The organism is uncultured Sphingopyxis sp. (assembly GCF_900078365.1).
Taxonomy (GTDB): Bacteria; Pseudomonadota; Alphaproteobacteria; order Sphingomonadales; family Sphingomonadaceae; genus Sphingopyxis.
The window spans coordinates 2,053,357-2,078,245 of record NZ_LT598653.1 but is presented as its reverse complement, the minus strand read 5'-3'; the positions used below and the strand labels follow the sequence as shown (position 1 = coordinate 2,078,245).

Genomic DNA, 24,889 nt, shown 5'->3' with positions numbered 1-24,889 from the left:
TCAATTCTCCGGAAGTTGCAGGGTCGCGGCGGCCTGCGCAGCGATCCCCTCGCGGCGGCCGGTAAAACCCAGCTGCTCGGTCGTTGTCGCCTTCACACTAACCCGTTCGACCGGAATCGCAAGGATTTCGGCAATGCGCGCGCGGATGGCGGGGCGATGCGGGCCGATCTTCGGCGCCTCGGCGATGATCGTCAGGTCGATATGGCCGATGCGGCCGCCGCGCGCCGCGACGCGGTCGCCGGCAAAGGCGAGGAAGCGGTGCGAAGCGGCGCCGCGCCATTGCGGATCGCCCGGCGGGAAATGATCGCCGATGTCGCCGTCGGCGAGGGCGCCGAGAAGCGCGTCGGTGATCGCGTGAAGCGCGACGTCGGCGTCGCTATGGCCTTCAAGTCCATGACTATGCGCGATTTCTATCCCGCCGATCCACAGCGGCTTGCCGGCGACGAGGCGGTGGACGTCATAGCCCATGCCGACCGCGGTTCGCATCATGGCGTTCGTTCCCAAAAGCCCCGAGAGGATCGCCATATCCTCCGCATATGTCAGTTTGTGGAGCCGGGCGTCGCCCGGCACGGTCATAACCTGCACGCCCAGCCGGCGAATGAGCTGCGCGTCGTCGGTCGCGGTCGCCTCGACCGCTTCGGCATGCGCGCGGCGCAGTGTGCCGAGACGAAAGGCCTGCGGCGTCTGCACGCGCGCGAGGGCGCTGCGGTCGACGACGTCGCCCGCCGCCTCGCCCGCCTGTTCGACGAGCGTGTCGGGCACCGGAAGCGTCGGGATCGCGGCGTCGGCCTCGGCGAGCGCGGCAAGCAGGCGATCTATCACACCGCTGTCGAGGCCGGGCCGCGCGGCGTCATGGACGAGCACCAACGCCCCGTCGTCCCAATCCGCCAGCGCCGCCAGCGCATGGGCGACCGATTGCTGCCGTTCCGCCCCCGGAGCGGCGGAAATCCAGCCTTCGGGAAGGGGCCCTGCGGCCACCATGACGTCATCGCTCGCTACCAGCACGCCGCCGCCGATCGCGGGATGCGCGGCAAAAGCGTCGAGGCTCCAGCGCAGCACCGGCTTGCCGTCAAGCCGCTCGAGCTGCTTCGGCCGGTCGAAACCGGCGCGCGTTCCCATGCCGCCGGCGAGCAGGATCACCGCGACAGGCGGGGCAGGGGGAAGGGGGGACTCGGTCATCAGCCGCGCCGGTTAGCGCAGCCGCGGCTTGCGGGAAAGCCGCTTAGCGTGTAGGGCGTGCCCAAATTTTAGGCAATTCATGCGAAAGCTCCCCGCCATGGCGCCGCTGCGGCCCATCCAGATCGGCAATATCACCATCGCGGATCCCGTGATCCTCGCGCCGATGACGGGCGTCACCGACCTGCCGTTCCGCAAGCTCGTGCGCTATTATGGCTCGGGCCTCAATGTCACCGAGATGATCGCGAGCCAGGCCGCGATCCGCGAAACGCGCCAGTCGATCCAGAAAGCGGCGTGGGACCCAGTCGAGGAGCCGGTGTCGATGCAGCTCGTCGGCTGCACCCCTTATGAAATGGGCGAGGCGGCGAAGCTCAACGAGGATCGCGGCGCATCGATCATCGACATCAACATGGGCTGCCCGGTGCGCAAGGTCACCAACGGCGACGCCGGATCGGCGCTGATGCGCGACCTGAAGCTCGCCGCCGCGCTGATCGAATCCTGCGTCAAGGCGGTCAGCGTGCCCGTCACGGTCAAGATGCGCATGGGTTGGTGCCACGACAGCCTCAACGCCCCCGAACTCGCACATATCGCCGAGGATCTGGGCGCAAAGCTCGTCACCGTCCACGGCCGTACGCGCAACCAGATGTATCGCGGCGAGGCCGACTGGGGCTTCGTGCGCCAGGTGAAGGATGCGGTGTCGATCCCGGTGATCGTCAACGGCGACATCTGCTCGGCCGACGATGCGCGCACCGCGCTCGCGCAGAGCGGAGCCGACGGGGTGATGATCGGCCGCGGCGCCTATGGCCGCCCGTGGCTGCTGGGTCAGGTCATGGCGGCGCTGCGCGGCGAGGCCGAGCGGCCCGACCCCGGCCTCGACGAACAATATGACGTCATTACATCGCATTACCGCGCGATGATCGACCATTATGGCGAAATCACCGGGGTCAATATGGCGCGCAAGCATCTCGGCTGGTACGTCAAGGGGCTGCACGGCTCGGCCGAGTTCCGCAACAAGGTCAACCAGATTCCCGACAGCAAGGGCGTGCTCGACGCGCTCGAGGCCTTTTATGGCCCGCATCTGACCAGGGTCGCTGCGTGACCGCGCTCACCTCGCGCATTCCAAACTTCGACCATGACGAGCTGATCCAGTCGCACCCCGTTCCCACGCTGCTGATCGACGGCGGCGGGGTCGTGCTGTTCGTCAACGCCGCGGCCGAACAGCTCTGCAACGTCAGCCGCTCGGCGATGGTCGGGCGTGTCATCTATGACGTCATCGCGATGGACCGCGGCTATCGCCAGCGGATGAGCGACGCCGCGACGTCGGCGCTGTTCGCGCATCGGGCCGAAATCTCGGTCGGCGGGCGCAAAACCATCTTCGTCGACATGCAGATGGTCCCCTATGGCAACAGCGGCCACCGCATCCTCGCGCTCGTCCCCGCGCCGAACGAGGCCGAACTGATGGGCGGCGCGATCGGCCGTTCGGGACGCGCGGCCGGCGCGGCAGCGTCGATGCTGGCGCACGAGATCAAGAATCCGCTCGCCGGCATCAAGGGTGCGGCGCAGTTGCTCGCCCGCAAGACCGATACGGCGGGCGAACGCTTCACGACGCTGATCTGCGCCGAGGTCGACCGCATCGCGACGCTGATCGACCAGATGGAGCATTTCTCGCGCGGCCAGCCGATCGTTTGCGGCCCGATCAACCTCTATCAGCCGATCCACCAGGCGCTGGAAACCGTGCGCGCGCGCCAGTTTCCGGGCGTCCGCTTCGTCGAGGATTTCGATCCGTCGCTGCCGCTCGTCCACGGCAACCATGACGCCATGGTGCAGATATTGCTCAACCTGCTGACCAATGGCTGCGAGGCGCTCGGCGGGCGCGACGACGGCGTCGTGCGACTGACGACCGCCTATCGGCACGGTCTGTCGATCGACAATGGCGACGGGCGCGGGCGCATCGCGCTGCCGATCGAGGTCAGCATCAGCGACAACGGGCCCGGCGTTCCCGCGGACATTCGCGGCGACCTGTTCGATCCGTTCGTGACGACCAAGCGCGAGGGACGCGGGCTCGGCCTCGCGCTCGTCGCCAAGCTCGCGCGCGACATGGGCGGCACCGTCCAGCATATCCGCGACGGCGACTGGACGCGCTTTCGCGTGCATCTGCCCGTTGCGCGCGAAGGACGCGGGGCATGACGCAGGCCATGGTTGGGGGCAAGACGATCCTGCTCGTCGAGGACGATCCCGCGATCGCGATGATCATCCGCGAAACGCTCGCCGGCGAATGCGGTCATTTCGCCTCGGTCGGCAGCCTTGCCGAGCGCAACGCCTGGCTGGCCGACCATCGCCCCGACCTCGTCATCACCGACGTCGTGCTGCCCGACGGCGACGGCATCGATTCGCTGTCGCATGCCGCCATCGATCCCGCGACGCCGGTGATCGTCCTGTCGGCGCAGAATACGCTCGACACCGCCGTGCGCGCGACGGGGGTCGGCAGCTACGACTATCTGCCCAAGCCCTTCGATCTCGACGAACTGACCGCCAGCGTCCGCGCCGCGCTTCAAAAGCGCAGCGAGCCGGCGGCGCGCGACATCGCGGCGCCCGCCGACAGCCATGGGCTGGTCGGGCGCGCGCCGGCGATGCAGGCGGTCTACCGCACCATCGCCCGCCTCGCGACGAACGACCTCGCGGTGCTGATCCTCGGCGAATCGGGCACGGGCAAGGAGGTCGTCGCGCGCGCGATCCACGCGACCGGGCTGCGGCGGAACGGGCCCTTCGTGGCGATCAACATGGCCGCGATCCCACGCGAACTGATCGAGGCCGAACTGTTCGGGCACGAAAAAGGCGCCTTTACCGGCGCGCACAGCCGCAATGCGGGGCGTTTCGAGCAGGCTGCGGGCGGCACGCTCTTCCTCGACGAAATCGGCGACATGCCGCTCGAGGCGCAAACGCGGCTGCTCCGCGTGCTCCAGAGCAACGAATATTCGACCGTGGGCGGTAGCCAAGCATTGCGCGCAGACGTCCGCGTCATCGCCGCGACGCACCGCGACATGCGCACCCTCGTCGCCGATGGCCGGTTCCGCGAGGATCTTTTCTACCGCCTCAACGTCATTCCGGTCACGCTGCCGCCGCTGCGTGACCGCCGGAGCGACATCGCCGCGCTCGTCGGCCATTTCGTCGAGGCGGGGCGCGGTTCGGGGCTTCCCCACCGCCAGTTCGCGCCCGCGGCGATGCAGTGGCTCGAACGCTATGACTGGCCCGGCAATGTCCGCGAGCTGGGCAATGTCGTCCAGCGGCTCGCCGTGCTCTCGCGCGACACGGTGGTGACGGCGCGCGATGTCGAGACGGTGCTTCGCGAAAATGGCGAGGGCGGCGGCGTGGCCGAGCCCGCCGCGCTGATCGCGCGCGCCGTCGACGATTGGGCGCGCGAACGAATGGCGGGCACAGAGAGCGAAGGGGGCATTCACGAACAGCTCGAAGCCATCGTCGAGACGGCGCTTTTCCGCCGCGTCCTCCGCGAGGTGCGCGGCAATCAGCTGGAGGCGGCGCGGCGACTCGGAATCAACCGCAACACGCTGCGCAAGCGGTTGGGGCAGCTTGACATCGACCCTGCGCATCCCTGAAACGCGAAATAATCCCGGAATCGGCGCGATTGGACGACGCGCAGGCCGATTGTGTGTTCTCTATGCAACAGGATTGTCGTAACGCAGCAACAATGGCGCAATCGGCTTCCCTGGCATTCGACATGGACTCGGACGAAGCGGAAGGGCGCTCGGGCTTCTGGCGCTTTGGGGCGCCCGAATATTACACGCTCGGCGTTATCGTCAGCGTGGCGATCGCGACCTATATCTTCGTTACCGGCGACGCGCAGAGCGAGCGGTTGCTGACGCCGGCGCTGGTCGCCGCGATCATGGTCGTCAATCTCGTGCCCGCGATGACGCTGATCGTGCTGATCGGCAGTCGCGTCGCGCGGGCGCGCGCCATGCGGTCGATGGCGGGGGGCAATGGGCGGCTCCACGTCCGGCTCGTCGCGCTCTTCTCGCTGATCGCGGCGGCGCCGACCCTGCTCGTGGTGATTTTCGCGTCGCTGCTGTTCCAGTTCGGCGTTGATTTCTGGTTCTCCGACCGCTCGCGCGGCATGTTCGAAAACGCCGCCAACCTCGCCGAGGGCTATTATCAGGAAAACCAGCGCCAAGTCGGGGCCAACACCTTCGCCATGGCGACCGACCTCGGCACGCGATTGAAGCAATATCCGATCGATGCGCCCGGCTTTAACGATTATTATTTCCAGCAGGTCGTCGTTCGCAGCCTCAATGAATCGGCAATTATCGAGATCGGGCGCGATGGCGTCGCGCGGACGGCGACAGCGATCGATCCCGACGAACGCCCCGCCGCAAGCCGGCTGAGTAAAGCGATGATCGCACGCCTCGACGCGGGCGAGGATGTCGTCGTCGTGCGCCGGTCCGATCGCATCGAAGCCGCGGCGCGCTTGCCGGGAACCGATCGCGCCTTTGTCTATGCTTCGCGCGACACCAATGTTCCGGGGTTTCAGCAATCGGCGCGCGCGGGCGCGGTGCTCGCTGACTATAATCAGCTCTTCGACCGGTCGCAGATGCTCCAGCTCCAGTTCAACGGCGCGCTCTATCTGGGTTCGCTTTTATTGCTCGCGCTCGCGGTGATCGCCGCGATCGTCGTCGCCGACCGCATCGTGCGGCCGCTCGGCACGCTGATCGGCGCGACGCGCACGGCGGCGGGGGGCGACCTGTCGGTGCGCGTGACGCCGCCGGTGCGCGACGACGAGATTTCGGTGCTGACGCGCGCGTTCAACCGGATGACCGAGCAGCTGGAAGGACAGACCGGCGCGCTCGTCAATGTGAACGAGCAGCTCGAGGCGCGGCGCAGCTTCATTGAAGCGGTGTTGAGGGGCGTTTCATCGGCCGTGGTCTCGGTCGATGCCGATCGCCGCATTCTGCTCGCCAACGCCGCCGCGGAGCGGCTGATCGGTCAATCGGCCGACGAGCTTATCGGCCTTTTTCTGGACGATGTTGCACCCGAACTGGCGCGCCTGCTGACGAGTGACGAGCGCGAAGCGATCGTGCAACTGTCGCGCAAGGATGCCGAACCCGCGACGCTCGCCGCAAAGGCCGTGGCGCAGGGCGACGGCTTCGTCCTCAGTTTCGAGGACATCACGCAGCAGTTGCTCGACCAGCGGCGCGCGGCCTGGTCCGATGTCGCGCGGCGTATCGCGCACGAGATCAAGAATCCGCTCACCCCGATCCAGCTCGCCGCCGAGCGGCTCCAGCGCCGTTTCGGCGACAAGGTCGAAGGCGACGAGGCGACCTTCCGCAAGCTCACCGATACGGTGATCCGGCAGGTTCACGACATGCGGCGGATGGTCGATGAATTTTCGAGCTTCGCGCGGATGCCCAAGCCGACCTTCGGCGTCGAGGACCTGCGCGACATATTGCGCCAGGCCGTCTTCCTGTTCGAGGTCGCAAAGCCCGACATCGCCTTTTCGGTCAGGACGCCCGCCGAGATCGAGCCGCTCGTCTGCGACCGCCGCCTCTTGTCGCAGGCGGTAACGAATATCGTCAAGAACGCGGTCGAAGCGATTGAAGAAAAATATAAAAATTCCGATGCCGCGGCGGCCGGCCATGTCGGCGCGGCGCTCGAAGTCGGCGCGGAGGGCGAGGTCGTCATTCGCGTCACCGACGACGGCATCGGACTGCCCGAAGCGCGCGACGCGATCGCCGAACCCTATATGACGACGCGCCAGGGCGGGACGGGACTCGGCCTCGCAATCGTCAAGAAGATCGTCGAACAACATTATGGCGAGCTTGAATTTTCAGACAATCCGGCGGGGCAGGGGACGTGCGTGACCCTGACGCTCCATCCCGACCGGCTCCGGCCCCTCGCCGGGAAGGGCGGGGAGCAGAATATAGGGCAGAATGAAACGGTTCCGGGGCGCATCCGGAACCGGCAGGACAGAGAAGACCATGGCGCTTGATATATTGATCGTCGACGACGAACGCGACATTTGCGACCTCGTCGCCGGGGTCATGGAAGACGAAGGTTATGAAGCGCGCACCGCGTCGGACAGCGATTCGGCGCTCGAAGCGATCCGTCAGCGGCGGCCGTCGCTCGCGCTGATCGACGTCTGGCTCCAGGGTTCGCGCCTCGATGGCCTCGGCCTCGTCGAAGCGATCAAGGCGTTCGATCCGACGCTGCCGATCATCGTCATTTCGGGCCATGGCGGGCTCGACACCGCGGTCGCGGCGATCCGGCGCGGCGCGTTCGACTTCATCGAAAAGCCATTCGAGGCGTCGCGCCTGCTCCACCTTGTCGCGCGCGCGACCGAAAACGAGCGGCTGAAGTTCGAATATGAACAACTGCGCGAAAAAGCCGGGCCGTCCGACGAACTCACGGGAACGAGCGCCGCGATCAACAATGTCCGCGCGACGCTGAAGCGCGTCGCCGGAACGGGAAGCCGAGTTCTGATCACCGGCGCGCCCGGGGTCGGCAAGGAAGTCGCCGCGCGCGTGCTGCACGGGTGGAGCGGCCGCCACAACGCGCCGTTCCGCGTCATTTCATCGGCGCGCATGGATCCGGAGACGGTCGAGCTCGAACTCTTCGGCTCCGAAGCCGAGGACGGCTCGATCCGCGTCGGCTTGCTCGAACAGGCGCACGGCGGGACGCTGTTCCTCGACGAGGTCGCCGACATGCCGCTGACGACGCAGGGCAAGATATTGCGCGTGCTGACCGACCAGAGCTTCGCGCGCGTCGGCGGCCGCACGATGATCCGCGTCGACGTCCGCATCATTTCGGGGTCGGCGCGCGACCTGATGACCGAAATCGCCGAGAGCCGCTTTCGCGAGGACCTCTATTACCGGCTCAATGTCGTGCCCGTGCATATCCCGCCGCTGCGCGAACGGCGCGACGATATCGCCAGCCTCTGCGACCATTATATCCGGCGCTACGCCGCCGACCGCCGCGTCCCGCCGCCCGAGATCAGCGCCGAGGCGATGGCGGCGCTGCAGGCGCATGAATGGCCGGGCAATGTGCGCGAATTGCGCAACGTCATCGAACGCGTGATGATCCTCGCGCCGAGCGACCGGCTGGCGCGGATCGATGCCGACATGCTGCCCGCCGAGCTGGTGCGCGGCGGGACCGACATCCTGCCCAATTCGGAATCGATCACCGCGATTCCGCTCAAGGAGGCGCGCGAAAATTTCGAGCGCGAATATCTGCGAATCCAGATCAATCGCTTTTCGGGCAATATTTCGCGCACGGCCGCCTTCATCGGGATGGAGCGGTCCGCGCTGCACCGCAAACTGAAACTTTTGGGCCTTACCGAGAGTTCGGAAGGCGAAGCATAGGCTTTGCCCTAGACGTCCCATGTGCTTTGCCGCATATTGCGTTTTTTGAAGAAGGTCTTGAAAGCCGGAGGAAACCGGCACCGTACCCCGCGGTTTCACCGCCAAGAACAGGAGGCAAATGTGTCCGATAAAAATCAGAATCTCCAGGATATTTTTCTCAACGCGCTTCGCAAGAGCAAGACCCCGGTGACCATGTTCCTGGTCAAGGGCGTCAAGCTGCAGGGCATCATCACCTGGTTCGACAATTTCTCGCTGCTGCTCCGCCGCGACGGACAGTCGCAGCTGGTCTACAAGCATGCGATTTCGACCGTGATGCCGTCGCATGATTTCGACCTGTCGCTGCTCGGCGACAATCTGCGCGACGCGCCGGCGAGCAAGGGCAAGGCGCTGCAGGACGTCTTCCTGAACGCGGTGCGCCGTTCGGACGAGTCGGTCACGATGTTCCTTGTCAACGGCGTGATGCTGCAGGGCGATATCGTCGCATTCGACCTTTTCTGCATGCTCCTCGAACGCGAGCGGCAGGTGCAACTGGTCTACAAGCACGCGATTTCGACGGTTCAGCCGAACGGGCCGATCAACCTGACCGACAATGGCGAGGGTGACGGCGAAGCGGACGACGCCTGATCGACCCGCCAAAAACCTTGATGGCCGACAATGAAGACGAGGTAACGCGCGGCGCCCCGGCGCTCGTCATCGTGCCCGAATGGCATAGCCAGCGGCTCGCGCGCGACCTCGACGCGCGGGCCGAGGAGGCGAGGGGACTTGCGCTGGCGATCGGGCTCGACGTCGCCGCCGTCCACACGCTCCGCCTGCGCCAGACGCGCGCCGCGACGCTGCTCGGCGTCGGTCAGATCGACGCGATCACGCCCGACATTGCGGCGAAGGGCATCCAACTGGTGGTCGTCGACGCGGCGCTCACCCCGATCCAACAGCGCAATCTTGAAACGGCGTTCGGCACGAAGGTGATCGATCGCACCGGTCTGATCCTCGAGATCTTCGGCGAGCGCGCCGCGACGGCCGAAGGCCGCTTGCAGGTCGAGCTCGCGCATCTCGATTATCAGGCGGGCCGGCTGGTGCGCAGTTGGACCCACCTCGAACGCCAGCGCGGCGGTTTCGGTTTTCTCGGCGGGCCGGGCGAAACGCAGATCGAGGCCGACCGGCGCATGATCCGCAACCGGATGGCACGGATTCGGCGCAGCCTCGAGGACGCGCGCCGCACGCGCCAGCTCCAGCGGTCGAAGCGCCAGCGCGCACCATGGCCCGTCATCGCGCTGGTCGGCTATACCAATGCCGGAAAATCGACTTTCTTCAACAGGTTGACGGGCAGCGATGTCATGGCGGAGGATATGTTGTTCGCCACGCTCGACCCGACGATGCGCGAAATCCGGCTACCCGGCATCGACAAGGCGATCCTGTCCGATACGGTCGGTTTTGTGTCCGACCTGCCGACCGAACTCGTCGCTGCGTTCCGCGCGACGCTCGAAGAGGTGACGACCGCCGATCTGATCGTCCATGTGCGCGACATTGTCCATCCCGACAGCGAAGCGCAATATGACGATGTGCGCGCGATTCTGGACTCGCTCGGCGCGAACGGTCCGCAGGACGGCGGGGAGGGCGATGCGCCCGACGCCATTCCGCAGATCGAGATATGGAACAAGATCGACACCGCCGATGCCGATCGCCGCGCGATCATCGAGGATATGGCGGCGCGACGCCCCGACGTCGCGGTCATTTCGGCGGTGACGGGGGAAGGCGTCGAGGCCGCGCGCATCCTGATGGCGTCACAATTGACCGCGCGGCATCAGGTGCAGCGCATCCATCTCGGCTATGAGCAGGGCGAGGCGATGGCATGGCTCCATGCGCGCGGCGAGGTGCTTGCCGATGAGCCGGAGGGCGAGGGTCATGTGTTGACCGTAAGGCTCGATCCCGCCGATCGCGCGCGGTTCGAGCGGCTGTGGCCCGCGCGGAAGGGCTCTAACGACGCTCCGATGCCTTGACCGCCAGCCAGTGATCCTCCTGTGCATCGAGCGAAAGGCCCGCGATGCTGCCGCCCGCGCGATCTTCCATCGCCGCAAAGCGCCGGGCGAATTTCAGATTGGCGTCGCGTAGCGCGCTTTCGGCATCGACGCCGAGCTTGCGCGCATAGTTGACGACCGCGAACAGGAGGTCGCCGACCTCCTCGTGGCGCTCGGCGTCATCGGCCGCATTCGCCACTTCGGCCAGTTCCTCGGCGATCTTGTCGCGCGGGCCGCTGGTATCGGGCCAGTCGAAACCGACGCGCGCGGCGCGGCCTTGCAGCTTCTGGGCGCGGAGCAAGGCCGGTAGCGACAGCGCGACGCCCGCCAGCGCGCCGCTGGGCCCATCGGCCGCGCGTTCGTCGGCTTTGATCGCTTCCCACTGCCGGCGAATATCGCCGGTCTGGCCGTTGCCGAAGATATGCGGATGGCGGCGCTCCATCTTGTCGCTGATCGCATCGGCGACATCGTCGAAACCGAAAAGGCCGTCGTCGGTCGCGATCTGGCTATGAAACACCACCTGGAGCAGAAGGTCGCCGAGTTCGTCGCGGATCGCGGCGGGATCGCCGCCGGCGATCGCGTCGGAAACCTCATAGGCTTCCTCGATCGTGTAAGGCGCGATCGTCGAGAAATTCTGCGCCAGATCCCATTCGCAACCGCCGTCGGGATTGCGCAATTGGCGCATGATGGCGAGCAGGCGATCGATGGGGGACTGGTTGGCCGGATCGGGCATATGATTATCCGATAATATATATTATGTTAAATAAAATTCGCTCACGATCGGAGGAGAGCAGCGATCTCCACCGCATGGCGCTTTATAAGCGCGTCTAAAATCGCTTGATGCCGCCGTAAAGTCCCACGCCCCTGTTTCGGTGGGTTTCTGTTTCGGGACCGGAGCTCGGCCGACAATCTTTATCGACGCCCGATCCATCCGGCATCGCGCGCTGCGCGTTCACCTCGGGCGTCGAGCGCGTCATGCTTCATCATTGCCGCCGCTGCCGCGGCAAGCTCGCCCGATGCGGCCTGACGGTAATCGCCGCGGGCTTCGCCCGGCAGCGTCCTCTCGATCCGCCAGCGACCATCCACGCGGCAACCGATGCCGTCGATCGCGCGGCTTTCGAAGCTGCGGCAATAGCGCCCCGCCTTGTCCTCGAAGCTGAGGACGATCCGTACCGGGGCTTCGTCCGGTTGGTTCGAAGCGAGCTGCGTATCGAGCGCCTCGGCGAGCGGGCCCGCCGCGACCAGCGCGCCGCCATCGATCGTCACATCGGCGGCAGGAACCCATGGGCGCAGCCCGATCGCCACGCCGAGGACGAGCGAAGCCGCGATGGCGCCCCAATGAATGCCGCTGAAGCGCGCGCGCGCGGCGCTGCGGCGATCGGCCAGGCTGGTATCGATCTTGTCGCCGACGACGAGCAGCGACCGGAGCCGTTCGGGAACCGCTTCCTGCGCTATCGGAGCATAATGCGCCGCCAGCCGCGCCTTGAGCGCGCGGTGGCGCGCGATCTCGGCCGCGAGCGCCGGATCGATCGCGGCTTCGCGCTCGATCCGGCGCATGGTCAGGTCGTCGAGTTCGCCGTCGACGAAAGCCGCGACGGTGGCGGGATCGAAGCTCATGCGGCTTCTCCAAGATGGAACATCAGGGCCTCGCGGCCGCGCGCGAGGCGCGAGGTCACGGTGCCGACCGGCACGTCGAGGATTTCCGCCGCTTCGCGATAGGCATAGCCTTCGACGAGCACAAGCATCACCACTTCGCGCTGCTCGTCGGGAAGTCGCACCATCGCGTCGTCGACATCGCCGCGCAGTGCTCCCGCCTCGACCTCGGCGGCGCCGTCGCCCGCGACCTGCGTGACCGCGTCGTCGATCGGGGCGTGAACGCCGCGCCGGCCCGCGGCGCGCCGCTCGTCGATCCAGAGATTGCGGGTGATGCGGTACATCCAGCTGTCCAGTCTCGTTCCCTGTTGCCATTGGTCGCGCGATTTCAGCGCGCGCTCGATCGCGGCCTGGCACAAATCGTCGGCATCGCTCGGATGACGCGTCAAACCACGCGCGAACCGGCGCAAGCGCGGCAATAATTCGACCAGTTCCTCTTCGAAGCGCATAATCGCCTTTTCGCTGTGTCCGAGGAAGAAACGACGCCACCCTATCGTTTATTCCGCGACATGCTAAATTTTTCGGGCGCGACGGGCTCGCTGTCTTTTCCGCCCGGCCGATATGAGGAGTTTCGATGCGCGCTCTGGTCGCCCTGCCCATGATGCTCTCGCTTCTGTGCGCTGGAACGGCGGCGCGCGTCGATGCTCAGATCGCCCTGCCGCCGGTCCAGCTTCCCGATCCCGCGCGCACCCTCCCCTCGCTGCCGGATATCGGCGCCGAGCCGCTCGTCGCCGTGCGCGACACGCTCGCGCGGGTGCGGCTCGACCGGATCGCCTCGTTGTTGCGCGACAATCGCGACCGCATCGAGCCCGACCGTGACGGCCAGCCCGCGGTGCGCGGTATCATCATCGCGACGGGTGTCGACGAGACGATGATCGCACGCGCGGCAGAAAAGGGGTTCCGGCTGGTCGATCGCGATCGGATCGAAGGCATCGACCTCGACATCGTCCGCTTCGCGGTCCCCGACGGGCAGAGCCTCGCGCGCGCGCAAAAGCGGCTCGCCAAGCTGCTTCCCGATGCCGAAGTCGACGCCGACCATATCTATTTCACGAGCGGCCCGGGCGGGGCGCTGCCGGCCGCCGCCCTGGCGACGACGGCGTCGCCGGGCCGCGCCCGGCTCGGGCTGATCGACGGCGGCGTGGCCGCGCATCCCTCGGTCGCGGGCCGCGTCGAGCAGCGCGGCTTCGCTGCCGGCGCGCCGCGCGCAAGCCGCCACGGCACGGCGGTGGCCTCGCTGCTGATCGGCAACGGCGCAGTGCGAGGGGCGGCTTCGGGGCAGAAGCTGCTGGCGGCCGACGTTTATGGAACCGATCCGGCGGGCGGCAGTGCAAGCGCCATCGCGCGTGCCCTCGGCTGGCTGGTTCAGCGCGGCGTCGCGGTGACCACGATCAGCCTCGTCGGGCCCGATAACAAGCTGCTGGCGGCGGCCATATCGCGCGCGCAGGGGCGCGGCATGCTGATCGTCGCGGCGGTCGGCAACGATGGCCCGGCCGCCCCGCCAGCCTATCCCGCCTCCTACAGGGGTGTCTTTGCCGTCACCGGCGTCGATGCCAGGAATCGCGCCTTGCCAGAGGCCGGCCGCGCGCTTCACATCGACTTCGCCGCGCCCGGCGACGCCGTGCTGGCCGCGACCGGCGTCGATGCGACCGACCGTCTGCGCGGCACGTCTTTCGCCGCTCCGCTCGTCGGTGGGCGCCTCGCCGCTCACTATCCCGCTCCCGCGATCGACCGGATCGGGTCGGCGGTTTCCGCGCTGGTCTTCGAAGCGCGCGACCTTGGCAAAAAGGGGCGCGACAAGATCTACGGACACGGCCTGATCTGCGGGGATTGCGGCGGCCGCTGACCGGCTCGCACAATTTTCCGGAAGAAATTCGAGCGCGCCGTCGTTCTTCCTTCAGGCCCTCCCCTCCGGGCCGCAAGACGAAGGAGAAGGATAATGGCACGTCGTATTTTTATCCCGGCCCTCGCGCTCGCCGCGTCGGCCATGGCATTTTCGTCCCCCGCTTCGGCGCAGCTGCTCGGCGGCAGCGGCGGGCTCGGCGGCGGCTTGGGTGGAACGCTGGGCGGCACGCTCGGCAATCCGACCGGACCGATCGGTGGCACCCTCGGCACCGCCGGCGACATCACCGGATCGGGGCGCGGCGACGCCCGTGTCGATCGCCGGTCGGGCCGGGTCCAGGGCAAGGGCAGTGCCGATGCCAGCGGTAAGGGGTCGGCCAATGGCGACACGAATCTGCTCGGGCGAACGGTCGGCGGCAATGCCAGCGGTTCGGGTTCGGCTTCGGGTAGCGGCAGTCTCGATGCGCAGGCCGTCGGCACCGATTTCGTGGGTCGAACCGCGCGCGACGCCGTGGGCACGGCACGCAGCACCACTTCGACCGCCGCCGGCACGGCGCGCGGCGCGGTCGGGACTGTCCGCGACCGGACCGGTGGCGCGCTGTCGAACGTCTCAGGCAGTGCCGGCGCCGCGGGCTCGGGCGCGGGCGGCTTCCAGGGCGGCCTCGGCCAGCTTGCCGCCGCGGGCAGCGGCGCGGCGAGCGGCAACGGCATGTTCGCGGTTGCGCCGGGCATGCCCGTCACCGATCCGCGCGGCAAGGTGATCGGCCATGTGCAGGAATTGCGCCAGACCGGTCGTGGCGTCGTGCAGGCGGTGACGGTCGAAGTCGGCGACCGCGTCGCGACGCTGCCCGCAGCGAGCTTTGCGGGCTCGGGCGACGTGCTGGTGACCGGGATGACGAAAGGCCAGCTCAAGGAAGCGGCCGAGCAGCAGGACGCCAGCGAGTAATCGATCGAATGGGGCGATCGGCGATGACCCCAATGGCGCCGATCGACAACTGGGCGGGCCGCGGTGCGGTCCGCCCATTTTCGCGCGGCGAACGGGAGTCAGCTCGCCGGATCGTACATGAACTCGCGAAGCTCCTGCGCGCATCGACAGGCGACCGCGATCTTTCGCGCCCACTCGACGGCTTCCTCGCGGGTCGGCAGCTCGAGCACGGTGAACCCGCCCTTGATCCGGCTGCCTGGATAAATCTGCGCCGATACAGCTCCGTCGCCCGCGATCAGCACCGGCTCGACCTGCTCGTTGATGCCGCCGCCGAACACATAGACGCCCGCGGCCTTGGCTTCCTCGATCACCGCGTGCGCATCGGCCGAAACCTGAGGCATTTCCTCGTCGGTGACGGTCATCGCCTCGCTCGGAAAGGAGATGAGATATTTCGTCATGTCGCGACCTGCCACGTGCGGATCGCAAGAAACACGAGCCCGAAGATCGCGACCCATGCGAGCGCCATCTTGAGCCAGTCGGCCATGGGCAATCGGCGCGCGAGCAGCGAACTCAGCACCAGGGTGAATGCGCCCGCGAACCACAGCATCTGGACGACGCTATCGCCATTCATAACTGCACCTCCAGCCCATCATAGCCCGGTTCGACCCCCGCGGGCAATTCCGCCGCAAGGTCGTCATAGTCCATCGTATTGTCCATATGTGTGATGATCGCGCGCGGATTGCCGACTTTGGCGAGCCCCTCGAGGGTCATTGCCAGGTGCGGGTGCGTTGGATGGGGATAACGGCGCAGCGCATCGATGACGAACAGGTCGACGCCCTGGAAGAAATCGACCATCTCATCCGTAAACTTCGAAAAATCAGTCGCATATGCGATTCTGTGGGCACCGTCGCTGAAGATCAGCCCGGTCGCCTTGATCGGTCCGTGCGGCATTTCGATCGCCGACACTTCGATCGGGCCGATCGACTGATGATCGTGAAGATTGATCGGATCGACCGACGCCGGATAGCCGGCATTGCCGGCAAAGGCGTAGGTGAAGCGCCACTTCAATATGTCGAGCACATGGTCGCGGGCATAGACCGGCACCGCGGAGCGGCGCAGGTGCATGACCTGGCGCAGATCGTCGAGGCCGTGGGTATGGTCGGCATGCTCGTGCGTCCAGATGACGGCATCGATCTCGCCAACCCCCGCGTCGAGGAGCTGCAGCCGCATGTCGGGGCTGGTGTCGACGAGGATGCGGAAACCGCCGAGCGAGACCATGATCGACGCGCGGCTGCGCAGATTGCGCACATTGTCGGGGTCGCACTGCCCCCAGTCGTTGCCGATCCGCGGTACGCCCGAAGACGTGCCGCAACCCAGGATTCTAAGCTTCATGGACGCTGTGACGTCATGGCGCCGCCTTGCTGAAAAGCGTATAGAAATTGGCGCTGGTGGCCTTCGCGAGCCTGTCTTTCTCCTCTCCGCGCAGATCGGCCAGGAACGCCAGCGTGTCGGCGACGAAGGCGGGCTCGCCGGTCTTGCCGCGATGCGGGACAGGGGCGAGGAAGGGCGAGTCGGTTTCGATCAGCAGCCGATCCTGCGGCAACCATTTTGCGGTCGCCTGAAGGTCCGCGGCATTCTTGAAGGTCACGATCCCCGAGATCGAGATGTAAAGGCCGAGATCGAGCGCCTTGCGCGCGAAATCGTCGCTCGCGGTGAAGCAATGGATAACGCCTGGGAAAGTCTCACGCGCCATCTCCTCGCCGAGCAGCGCCAGCGTGTCCGCCTCGGCATCGCGCGTGTGGACGATGATCGGAAGCCCCGTTTGCTGCGAGGCATGGATATGGCGGCGGAAACTGTCCCGCTGGCGCGTCCGGTCGCTCTTGTCGTAATAATAGTCGAGTCCGGTCTCGCCGATCCCGATCACGCGCGGGTGCGCGGCGCGTTCGACCAGCTTCGCGGTATCGACATCGGGATGATGGTCAGCGTCGTGCGGATGGATGCCGACGCTGGCCCATACGTCGTCATTCTTTTCGGCGGCAGCGAGCACATCGTCCCATTCGCTTTCGCGCGTCGCGATGTTGAGCATCGCAGTCACGCCTCTTGCCCGCGCGCGCGCCAGCACCTCGTTCTGCTGTTCGGCAAGGCCTTTATAATTGAGGTGACAATGCGAATCGACGAGCATTACGCCTCCCTTTCCCCTTCTTCCTCAGGCAATTCGAGACGCGGGAAGATCGGGACGGGCTGACCGACCGTAAATCCGCTGGCGGTCAGCTTGTTGAACCAGCCGGTATCGGCGAGCGCCGCGAAATCGCGCGCATCCGCGGCGATCCCCATCTGATCGAGCAGTTTGTCGGCGGCCGCCGGCACGACCGGGCGGATCGCGATCGCGAGCGTGCGGACCGCCTGAAACAGCGTCATCAGTACCGCACGCATGCGCTCCGGGTCGGTTTTGCGCAACGCCCACGGCGCCTGCGTGTCGACATATTGGTTGCAGGCGAAGACGGCGCGGATCCAGTCCTCGATACCCACCGAAAAGGCGAGCTGCTCGAATTCGCCGGGGAGGCGCTCGGTCCCCATCGCATTAAGGTCGGCGAGCAGATCGACGTCATCCTGGCCCGGTGCATAATCATTCGAAAGCTTGCCATCCAAATTCTTGAAAATCATCGACAAGCTGCGCTGGGCCAGATTGCCGAAGCTGTTCGCGAGGTCGGCGTTGGCCGTGCGCACGATCGCTTCGGCCGAATAGCTGCCGTCCTGCCCGAAGCTGACTTCGCGAAGCAGATAGTAGCGCAGCGCATCGACGCCGAACCGGTCGGCGAGCGCCATCGGATCGACGACATTGCCGAGCGATTTCGACATTTTTTCCCCGCGGTTGAGCAGGAAGCCATGGCCGAACACCTGCTTGGGCAGCGGGAGACCTGCACTCATCAGGAAGGCCGGCCAGTAAACCGTATGAAAACGAACGATATCCTTGCCGATCATATGGATATTTGCCGGCCAGAATGTCCCGAAATCGCTGTCGGGATCGGGATAGCCGAGGCCCGAAAGATAGGTGGTGAGCGCGTCGACCCAGACATACATCACATGCCCCGGCGATCCGGGCACCGGCACGCCCCAGTCGAAGCTGGTGCGCGAGACGCTGAGGTCCTTGAGCCCGCCCTCGACGAAGCGCAGCACTTCGTTGCGGCGGCTTTCGGGCCGGATGAAGTCGGGCTGCTCCTTGTAGAGCGCGAGGAGCCTGTCCTGATAGTTCGACAGACGAAAGAACCAGCTTTCCTCCACGGTCCATTCGACCGGCGTCCCCTGCGGTGAGAGGCGCACGCCCCCTTCCCCGTCGCTCAACTCGCTTTCGTCATAGAAAGCCTCGTCGCGAACCGAATACCAGCCTTCATAGCGGTCGAGATAAAGGTCGCCATTCGCCTCCATCGCCTGCCAGATCGCCTGCGAGGCGGCATGGTGCGCGGCGTCCGACGTGCGCATGAAATGGTCATAGCTGATATTCAGCTTGGCATACATCTCACGGAAATATCCCGACATTTCGTCGGCGAGATCGATCGTCGCCCGGCCTTGGTCGCGCGCCGTCTGGAACATCTTCAGCCCATGTTCGTCGGTGCCGGTCACGAGCCGCACGTCGCGGCCCCGCGCGCGCTGGAACCGCGCCATGACATCGGTGGCGATCGCCTCATAGGCGTGGCCGATATGCGGACGGCCATTGGGGTAGCTGATCGCGGTGGTGATGTAGAAAGGTTTGTTATCTTCGGACATGCGCGCGCCTTAGCCGCTGGCGCGGGCGAGGGGAAGTATCCGTCGTCCCCGCGAAGGCGGGACCGTTGGCAACTTCGGACCACACCGACAGCGGCCCCCGCCTTCGCGGGGGCGACGATTATCTGGGCCGCGGCGCCAGTTCGGCCAGGCAGTTGCCGATTTCAAAGCCGACCATCGCGCCGTCATAGGATCCGCGGATCGCATCGCGGACGGTGCGCTGGACGCGGTCCCACTGCGCGAGGACCGGCGCGATCTCTGCCACGGGGCGTTCGCGCGCGATACGCGAGAGCAGGCCCGGCACGATGTCGATCACCAGTTCGAGGCGGGCGCGATTGCTGGTGCCGCCGACCTCGCGGGCGAGCGCTTCGCGCAGCCTGTTCTCCGAATCGCCGCTCGCCGCGATCGCCAGCAATTTTTTCTCCATGGCCGCCACGTCGCTATCGATGAGCGCGAGCGCCTTGCCGGGAACCCCGCCCGACGCGGCCACGATCGCGCGCACCTCCTCCATCCCGGTCATCGGGCGCAGATCGTGCAACCATGTCGTCATGACGTCACGCGCAACGGGCTGAAAACGCAGGGTTCTGCACCGCGAGCGGATCGTCGGAAGCAGACGTCCGGGCGAGTGGCTGACGAGCAGGAACAGGGTTTTGGCCGGCGGTTCCTCGAGCGTCTTGAGCAGCGCGTTCGCCCCGTCGGTTTCAAGGTCGTCGACCGCATCGACGATGATCACGCGCCACTCGCCGAGCGACAAGGATAGATGCAGGCGGCGGATCATCTGCCGCACCTGTTCGATCGTGATGTTACGCGCGAGTTCTTTCGATTTGTCCTTGGGCTGACGCGCGAGGCGCAGGATTTCCGGGTGATTGCCCGCATCGACCAGCCGCGCGGCGGCATCGTCGCCGCGGTCGTCGAGCGGGATCGCCTGGCCCTCACCACCGCGCCCGTGGGTGACGAGAAAGCGCGCGACCCGCTCGGCAAAAGCCCCCTTCCCCATCCCCTGCGGCCCCGCCAGAAGCCAGGCGTGATGAACACGGCTGCCTTGCCACGCTTCGAGAAACGCCTTTTCGGCCTCCTGATGCCCGATCATGACAGCCATTCCGCAAGGTCCGCGAGGATCGCTTCCGTCACCTCTTCGGCGCGCCTGTCGGCGTCGATGATCCGCCAGCGTCCCGCCTCGGCCGCGGCCATTTCGCCGAAGCGCGCGGCGAGGCGCGCCTGATAGTCGAGGGGCTTGTTCCCCATGCGGTCGCTGCCGCCACGCTCGGCGAGGCGGCGCGCCGCCTCGTCCGGGCTGACCGTGAGCAGGAAGGTGCGGTCGGGCAGCAGCCCTTCCGAACCGAAGCGGTGCAGCGCAAGCAGATCGGCGTCGGTGATCCCGCCCCCGCCGCCCTGATAGGCGCGGCTCGAATCGACGAAGCGGTCGCACAGCACCCACGCCCCGCGCGCCAACGCCGGGCGGATCGTGCGCGCGACATGGTCGGCGCGCGCGGCGGCGAAGAGCAAGGCTTCGCTGCGCGCGTTCCAGCGGTCATCGCTGCCCTCCATCAACAACGCCCGGATCGCCTCGGCACCGGCGCTGCCGCCCGGCTCGCGCGTCGCGACGGCTTCGAGACCGCGTGCTTCGAGCGCCGCGGCCAGCGCGCGGATTTGCGTCGACTTGCCGACGCCCTCGCCGCCCTCCAGCGTGATGAAGCGGCCGGGCGTCACGCCGCTAGCCCGCGGTGGGCCGGGATGGAAAGCACGTTGTGCATGGACCGGCCGTAGCCCGGCAGGTCGCCTTTGTCATCTCGCCGCGATAGCGGCCGTCCGGCCTTTCGTCGCGATCGATGCGCCGCCGGAAGCAAAGCCCCAGTTCATCAGCCGTTCCGCCTCTTCGCGGCGCGCCTTTTCGCTGGACATGCCGGCGACGACCATGATCAGGCGACGCCCGTCGCGCTTCGCGGAGCCGAGAAAACAATAGCCAGCTTCCGACGTATGCCCCGTCTTGAGCCCGTCGGCACCGGCGAATCGGCCGAGAATCGGATTACGGTTCGCCTGGACGATCGGCTTGCCGTCGGGCGACAGTCCATGCTGGAACTTCGGGATCGAGAAATAGCGGGCATAGGCGGCCGGATGATCGCGGATCAGCCGCCCGGCGAGCAAGATCAGATCGCCCGCGCTGACCTTGGTGACGCCGCCGTCGGGCCAGCCGCTCGCGGTACCGAATCGGCTCGATGTCATGCCAATTCTTGCCGCCATGTCATTCATTCGCTTGACGAAAGCCGTCTCGCTTCCGTCGATTCCCACGGCGAGGACCGACGCCGCGTCATTTCCCGAAACGGTGATCAGCCCTTTGAGAAGATCATCGACCGATACTTTTTCGCCCGCGCGCAGGAACATGGTGGACCCGCCGCGGCGCGCGCTCCATTTCTTCCATGTCGCGTCCTCGACCGTGAAGAGCTTGTCGCGCGACAATTCACCCTTCGCGATCAGGTCGAGAACGACATAAGCGGTCATCACCTTCGCCATCGAGGCGGGCGCGAAGCGTTTGTCGGCGCCGCGCGAAAAGAGCACCCGGCCCGAATCGAGATCCTTGAGCATCGCGATCGGCGCCTCGGTCTCATAGGGCGCACCGATGACCGGCGCGCTCTTTGGGCCCGCCTCGCGAGCCGATGCTGCCGGATGAACGAAAAGCAGCGCAAAACCCGATAGGGCGATCGCGGCGGTTCGAAAAAACGGGGTGGGCGTGCTCATATGCGGCCGTCAGCGATTGCGCTGGACCAGGGCGTCGCGGAATCCCCTGGCTTTCGCCGTCGTCAGCGCGCGGCGCGCCTCGGTATCGTTCGTGAACGGCCCCATCCGCACACGCCACAGCCTGCCGGCCTTGGAGACGTGGCCGCCGACCGACTTCGCGGCGGCTTCGGCGCGGCTTTCGGTGCTGAAGGCGCCGACCTGCACAAAATAACTGCCAGCGGCGGCGGGCTTTGTCGCTGTGGTCGCTGGTTTTGTGGCCTGTCCCGCTTCGGGCGCAGCCATCTTCGTTCCGGGGCTCTCGACGATGAAACGGTCTTCGCCGGCTTTGCCCGTCGCCGATGCGGTCGCCGGACTGGCAGGCGCCGACGCCGTCGCGGTTTTCGGCACCGGCAGTTCCTTCACTTTGCCACGGAGAATCGCCAGCAGCGACTGGGGGGTGGCGATCCGTTCGCGAACCGGCTTTCCGGCGCGCAGCAGGGCGCGCTCGGCGGCGGGCGGGTTGGTGCGGCGTACGCGGACGGCGGTGACGCCATCGGCGATGCCAAGCTGCTCCGCCGCGCCGCGCGACAGGTCGATCAGCCGGTCGTTGACCATCGGACCGCGGTCGTTGACGCGGACCAGGATCGTCCGCCCGGTGTCGAGCGCGGTCACTTCGACATAGCTCGGCAGCGGCAGGGTCTTGTGTGCCGCGCTGATCGCGGCTGGATCGAAGGTTTCGCCGTTCGCGGTCGGCTTTCCGGCGGTTTCGTCGCCATACCAGCCCGCGTAGCCGACCTCGTCATAATCGGCGACGTCGGTGGGCGTGTAGCTCACCCCGCCGATCTTGTAGGGTTCGCCGATCGTCACCGGTACATCGGTCACCCCCGATGCCGCCGCCGCAGGCGCCGGGCTCGCGGCAGGCCCGCCCCCGTGCTGTCCATCGAAACTGCCGCAACCGGACAGCAGCAACGCCGCCCCGGCCATCAGGCCCCCGCCCCTAACGATCGATTTCATCCGCCAGCAACCCCACAGACAATGCGTAAAAATTGGAACAATTATAGTCCAATATCGCACGATAGTTACCGGTCAGCAAATAAGCGGTGCGGCCGGGGCCGTCGGGTTCGAGCAAAGTCGCCTGCACATTGCCGTCGGGCCAACGTCCGCTGAGCGGCTGGATGCCCGCCGCGCGCCATTCGGCCATCGAGCGCCAGCGGCTGTGACGGTCGAAAACGCGGGGGCAGCGCGTCGGGGTCAGGCGATTGGCGACCGCGCCGCGATTGAAGCTCGCAGGCACCGTGACCGCGACACCCCACGGCTGGCCCGCGCTCCAGCCGGCGTTGCGGAGGTAGGAGCCGATCGATTCGATCGCATCGGCTTCGCTCGACCAGATGCGCGCGACGCCATCGCCGTCGCCGTCCTCGGCGACGCGCAGATAGACCGACGGCAGGAATTGCGGATAACCGAAAGCGCCGGCCCAGCTGCCTTTCAGCACGCCGCGCGGCACGCCGCGTTCGACCATCACCATCGTCGCGATCAGCTCGGGTTCGAACAGGCTGCGGCGGCGTCCTTCATAAGCCAATGTGGCGAGCGCCTCGGGCAGGTCGAAATTGCCCGTGACCTGACCATAAGCGGTTTCGTGGCCGTAAATGGCGATCATGATGCTCGTCGGAACGCCGGTGCGCTGTTCGATGCGCGACAGGAGCGGCAGCAGCCGGTCGTGGACGCGGCGGCCGCCGCCGATCCGCGCGGCATCGACATGCTTCGCCTTGTACGGCGCGAAAGCCGGGATCGGCGTATTCGGATTTGGCGGGCTGCCGAGATTGTCGCGGTCGAGCGCAACCACGCGGGCATTGTAGCGCAGCCCCGCCGTCACGCGGTCGAAGGTCGCGCGCGACACGCCGCGCGCCTGCGCCTTGGGCCATAACGACTGAACATAGGTGTCGAAACCGGTATCGCCGCTCTGCGCATGGAGCGGCGCCGAGGCGGTAAGCATCCATGCCGATAGAAAGGCGGCGGCGATCCCGAAAAGGCGTCCGGTTCTGAAACCTGTAGCGTGCATCATGTCCCCACCCATAGGATGGGTGTCGCACAGATGCGAGCGGCTTGGCTAGGTTGCGGCGGGACGAGACGAGTCATTCGCGCGATGGATCGAGCGCACAAGGTTTCGCTTGCCGCCGGGCGCTCGCGCGCTATGGCGGCAGCACCGGACAGGTGGCCGAGTGGTTTAAGGCAGCGGTCTTGAAAACCGCCGTGGGTGCAAGCTCACCGTGGGTTCGAATCCCACCCTGTCCGCCATCAGGCGAAATGCAGCCGGCGATATTTTCCGCGGAAATAGAGCAAGGGATCGCGGTGCGGTTCGAACTGCGCGCGGACGACGCGGCCGACGAGGATGAAATGGTCGCCCGCCTCGTGGAGCGATTCGCGCTGGCATTCGAACGATACGAGCGAGCCGCCGAGCAGCGGCACGCCGGTTTGCCCCGGCGCCCACGGCTGGTTGGCGAACCGGTCTTCGCCCTTTGCGGCGAAGCGGTTCGATGCCGGCTGCTGGCCGATTTGCAGCACATTGACCCCGAAATGCGCCGCTTCGCGGAGTATAGGGGCGGTGCCGGCCGTGTTGGCGATGCACACGAGCAGCAGCGGCGGGTCGAGCGACACCGAGGTGAAGCTGTTCGCCGTCAGGCCAACCGGCGTTCCTGCGGCGTCGAGCGCGGTGACGATGGTGATTCCGGTGGCGAAGCAGCCCATGGCGTCGCGCAGCGTGCGCGGGTCCGACCCGGCCTTGAACTCCATCGCTTCGCGCGGTTGACGGCGCTCGAGGAACTCGAGGAGTTGGCCGAGCAAGGCTTCCCTGCGGTCGGAGGCGAGTTCGAGGTCGCATTCGTTGATGTCGGCGCTCTCGCCGAATGGCAACGCCGCGTTGAATGCCTCGCTGGCCGCGCTGCATTGCGCGGGCGAGAAGCCGCCGCGAACGACGAGCGTCGGCAACGCCAGCCGCTCCGCCACTCCGCTTTCGATGGCATCGTCATCGACGGGCATGTCGACGAGGACGAGGCCCGCGGCGAGATGGGCGCCGTCCAGTCCCAACGCGCGCGTCGCGATCCAGCTGCCGCGTCCCGCGGTGACCACCACCGGGCGCGATCCCATCTGGGCAAGCACCGCCCTGAGATCTTCGATATGCAGCGCGAGTTCCCCATCGCCGCGAAGGTCGAGATTCACGACGCGGCGGCCCGAGAGCACCAGCGCCTCGGCGACCTCGCGCCACGCGGTCCTGTCCTGCCCGACTTCGGGCACCAGCAACACGGCGGGGTCGTTCTCGTCGCCGAGCATGTCGGCCGCCAGAGGAACGCCGCCGAAACCCTTATATTCGATGAGGCTCAAACATCCCCCTTGCCGTGCCGGCGGACGAGACGCCGGCGGCTTTCGATATGATCAAGTTG

At 66.5% G+C, this 24,889-nt stretch carries 24 protein-coding genes and 1 tRNA gene; 10 read left to right on the top strand and 15 right to left on the bottom strand.

The window, feature by feature from the left end; translation table 11 throughout:
• Positions 1–1,179, bottom strand: a complete 1,179-nt coding sequence (locus tag QZL87_RS09465) for a bifunctional 2-C-methyl-D-erythritol 4-phosphate cytidylyltransferase/2-C-methyl-D-erythritol 2,4-cyclodiphosphate synthase (RefSeq protein ID WP_295318611.1) — start codon at positions 1,177–1,179, stop codon at positions 1–3.
• Positions 1,180–1,276: 97 nt separating this feature from the next.
• Between QZL87_RS09465 and dusB the strand changes: the two genes are divergently transcribed.
• From dusB to hflX, 7 genes are all read left to right on the top strand, one after another.
• A complete protein-coding gene (gene dusB, locus QZL87_RS09460) occupies positions 1,277–2,275 on the top strand; it encodes a tRNA dihydrouridine synthase DusB (protein ID WP_295326811.1) in 999 nt (332 codons plus the stop codon).
• Positions 2,272–3,363 (top strand): ATP-binding protein, encoded by a 1,092-nt coding sequence (locus tag QZL87_RS09455; RefSeq protein ID WP_295318609.1) that lies wholly within the window; start codon positions 2,272–2,274, stop codon positions 3,361–3,363. The genes dusB and QZL87_RS09455 overlap by 4 nt, the downstream gene beginning before the upstream one ends.
• Before the next feature lie 8 nt (positions 3,364–3,371).
• Positions 3,372–4,790, top strand: a complete 1,419-nt coding sequence (locus tag QZL87_RS09450) for a sigma-54 dependent transcriptional regulator (protein WP_295326809.1) — start codon at positions 3,372–3,374, stop codon at positions 4,788–4,790.
• Positions 4,791–4,912: 122 nt separating this feature from the next.
• On the top strand, positions 4,913–7,174 hold the full coding sequence (locus QZL87_RS09445) for an ATP-binding protein (protein ID WP_295318606.1): 2,262 nt from the start codon (positions 4,913–4,915) through the stop codon (positions 7,172–7,174).
• Positions 7,164–8,543, top strand: coding sequence for a sigma-54 dependent transcriptional regulator (locus QZL87_RS09440; RefSeq protein ID WP_295326738.1), 1,380 nt, complete (start codon positions 7,164–7,166; stop codon positions 8,541–8,543). Before QZL87_RS09445 ends, QZL87_RS09440 begins: the two co-directional genes overlap by 11 nt.
• 33 nt (positions 8,544–8,576) lie before the next feature.
• A complete protein-coding gene (gene hfq, locus QZL87_RS09435) occupies positions 8,577–9,167 on the top strand; it encodes an RNA chaperone Hfq (protein ID WP_295326807.1) in 591 nt (196 codons plus the stop codon).
• A gap of 20 nt (positions 9,168–9,187) precedes the next feature.
• Entirely contained in the window at positions 9,188–10,540 is a 1,353-nt protein-coding gene (hflX, locus tag QZL87_RS09430; RefSeq protein WP_295326736.1) for a GTPase HflX, read from the top strand.
• Here the strand turns inward: hflX and mazG are convergent.
• From mazG to QZL87_RS09415, 3 genes are all read right to left on the bottom strand, one after another.
• Positions 10,518–11,291, bottom strand: a complete 774-nt coding sequence (gene mazG / locus QZL87_RS09425) for a nucleoside triphosphate pyrophosphohydrolase (RefSeq protein WP_295326734.1) — start codon at positions 11,289–11,291, stop codon at positions 10,518–10,520. The genes hflX and mazG overlap by 23 nt on opposite strands.
• A 179-nt stretch (positions 11,292–11,470) precedes the next feature.
• The gene (locus tag QZL87_RS09420) at positions 11,471–12,175 is read right to left on the bottom strand and encodes an anti-sigma factor (protein WP_295326732.1); all 705 of its coding nucleotides are present in this window, start codon (positions 12,173–12,175) and stop codon (positions 11,471–11,473) included.
• The gene (locus QZL87_RS09415; protein WP_295326730.1) at positions 12,172–12,660 is read right to left on the bottom strand and encodes an RNA polymerase sigma factor; all 489 of its coding nucleotides are present in this window, start codon (positions 12,658–12,660) and stop codon (positions 12,172–12,174) included. Before QZL87_RS09415 ends, QZL87_RS09420 begins: the two co-directional genes overlap by 4 nt.
• Before the next feature lie 125 nt (positions 12,661–12,785).
• Here QZL87_RS09415 and QZL87_RS09410 point away from each other — a divergent pair, with 125 nt between their 5' ends.
• Positions 12,786–14,054 carry a S8 family serine peptidase gene (locus QZL87_RS09410; RefSeq protein ID WP_295326728.1) on the top strand — a complete coding sequence of 423 codons (1,269 nt, stop codon included), beginning with the start codon at positions 12,786–12,788 and terminating at the stop codon, positions 14,052–14,054.
• 93 nt (positions 14,055–14,147) lie between these two features.
• Positions 14,148–14,996 (top strand): hypothetical protein, encoded by an 849-nt coding sequence (locus tag QZL87_RS09405; RefSeq protein WP_295326726.1) that lies wholly within the window; start codon positions 14,148–14,150, stop codon positions 14,994–14,996.
• Positions 14,997–15,094: 98 nt separating this feature from the next.
• On the opposite strand, the gene QZL87_RS09400 is transcribed toward QZL87_RS09405, so the two are convergent.
• From QZL87_RS09400 to QZL87_RS09355, 10 genes are all read right to left on the bottom strand, one after another.
• Positions 15,095–15,433, bottom strand: coding sequence for a transcription initiation protein (locus tag QZL87_RS09400; protein ID WP_295326724.1), 339 nt, complete (start codon positions 15,431–15,433; stop codon positions 15,095–15,097).
• A complete protein-coding gene (locus tag QZL87_RS09395) occupies positions 15,430–15,606 on the bottom strand; it encodes a hypothetical protein (RefSeq protein WP_295326722.1) in 177 nt (58 codons plus the stop codon). Before QZL87_RS09395 ends, QZL87_RS09400 begins: the two co-directional genes overlap by 4 nt.
• Positions 15,603–16,367, bottom strand: a complete 765-nt coding sequence (locus tag QZL87_RS09390; RefSeq protein WP_295326720.1) for an MBL fold metallo-hydrolase — start codon at positions 16,365–16,367, stop codon at positions 15,603–15,605. Before QZL87_RS09390 ends, QZL87_RS09395 begins: the two co-directional genes overlap by 4 nt.
• 13 nt (positions 16,368–16,380) lie before the next feature.
• Positions 16,381–17,157, bottom strand: a complete 777-nt coding sequence (locus QZL87_RS09385) for a TatD family hydrolase (RefSeq protein ID WP_295326718.1) — start codon at positions 17,155–17,157, stop codon at positions 16,381–16,383.
• Positions 17,157–18,740: a methionine--tRNA ligase gene (metG, locus tag QZL87_RS09380; RefSeq protein WP_295326715.1), complete on the bottom strand. Its 1,584-nt coding sequence runs from the start codon at positions 18,738–18,740 to the stop codon at positions 17,157–17,159. Before metG ends, QZL87_RS09385 begins: the two co-directional genes overlap by 1 nt.
• Positions 18,741–18,858: 118 nt before the next feature.
• Entirely contained in the window at positions 18,859–19,836 is a 978-nt protein-coding gene (locus QZL87_RS09375; protein WP_295326712.1) for a DNA polymerase III subunit delta', read from the bottom strand.
• Positions 19,824–20,447, bottom strand: a complete 624-nt coding sequence (gene tmk / locus QZL87_RS09370) for a dTMP kinase (RefSeq protein WP_295326709.1) — start codon at positions 20,445–20,447, stop codon at positions 19,824–19,826. The genes QZL87_RS09375 and tmk overlap by 13 nt, the downstream gene beginning before the upstream one ends.
• 75 nt (positions 20,448–20,522) lie before the next feature.
• On the bottom strand, positions 20,523–21,473 hold the full coding sequence (locus QZL87_RS09365) for a D-alanyl-D-alanine carboxypeptidase family protein (RefSeq protein WP_295326706.1): 951 nt from the start codon (positions 21,471–21,473) through the stop codon (positions 20,523–20,525).
• Positions 21,474–21,482: 9 nt separating this feature from the next.
• A complete protein-coding gene (locus QZL87_RS09360; protein ID WP_295326704.1) occupies positions 21,483–22,466 on the bottom strand; it encodes a septal ring lytic transglycosylase RlpA family protein in 984 nt (327 codons plus the stop codon).
• Complete coding sequence (locus tag QZL87_RS09355; protein WP_295326805.1) at positions 22,450–23,445, bottom strand: lytic murein transglycosylase; 996 nt, start codon at positions 23,443–23,445, stop codon at positions 22,450–22,452. The genes QZL87_RS09360 and QZL87_RS09355 overlap by 17 nt, the downstream gene beginning before the upstream one ends.
• A 212-nt stretch (positions 23,446–23,657) precedes the next feature.
• Between QZL87_RS09355 and QZL87_RS09350 the strand changes: the two genes are divergently transcribed.
• Positions 23,658–23,747, top strand: a tRNA-Ser gene (locus QZL87_RS09350).
• Here the strand turns inward: QZL87_RS09350 and QZL87_RS09345 are convergent.
• Positions 23,748–24,830, bottom strand: coding sequence for a flavin reductase (locus QZL87_RS09345; RefSeq protein ID WP_295326701.1), 1,083 nt, complete (start codon positions 24,828–24,830; stop codon positions 23,748–23,750). It lies immediately after the preceding tRNA gene.
• Positions 24,831–24,889 lie beyond the last annotated feature (59 nt).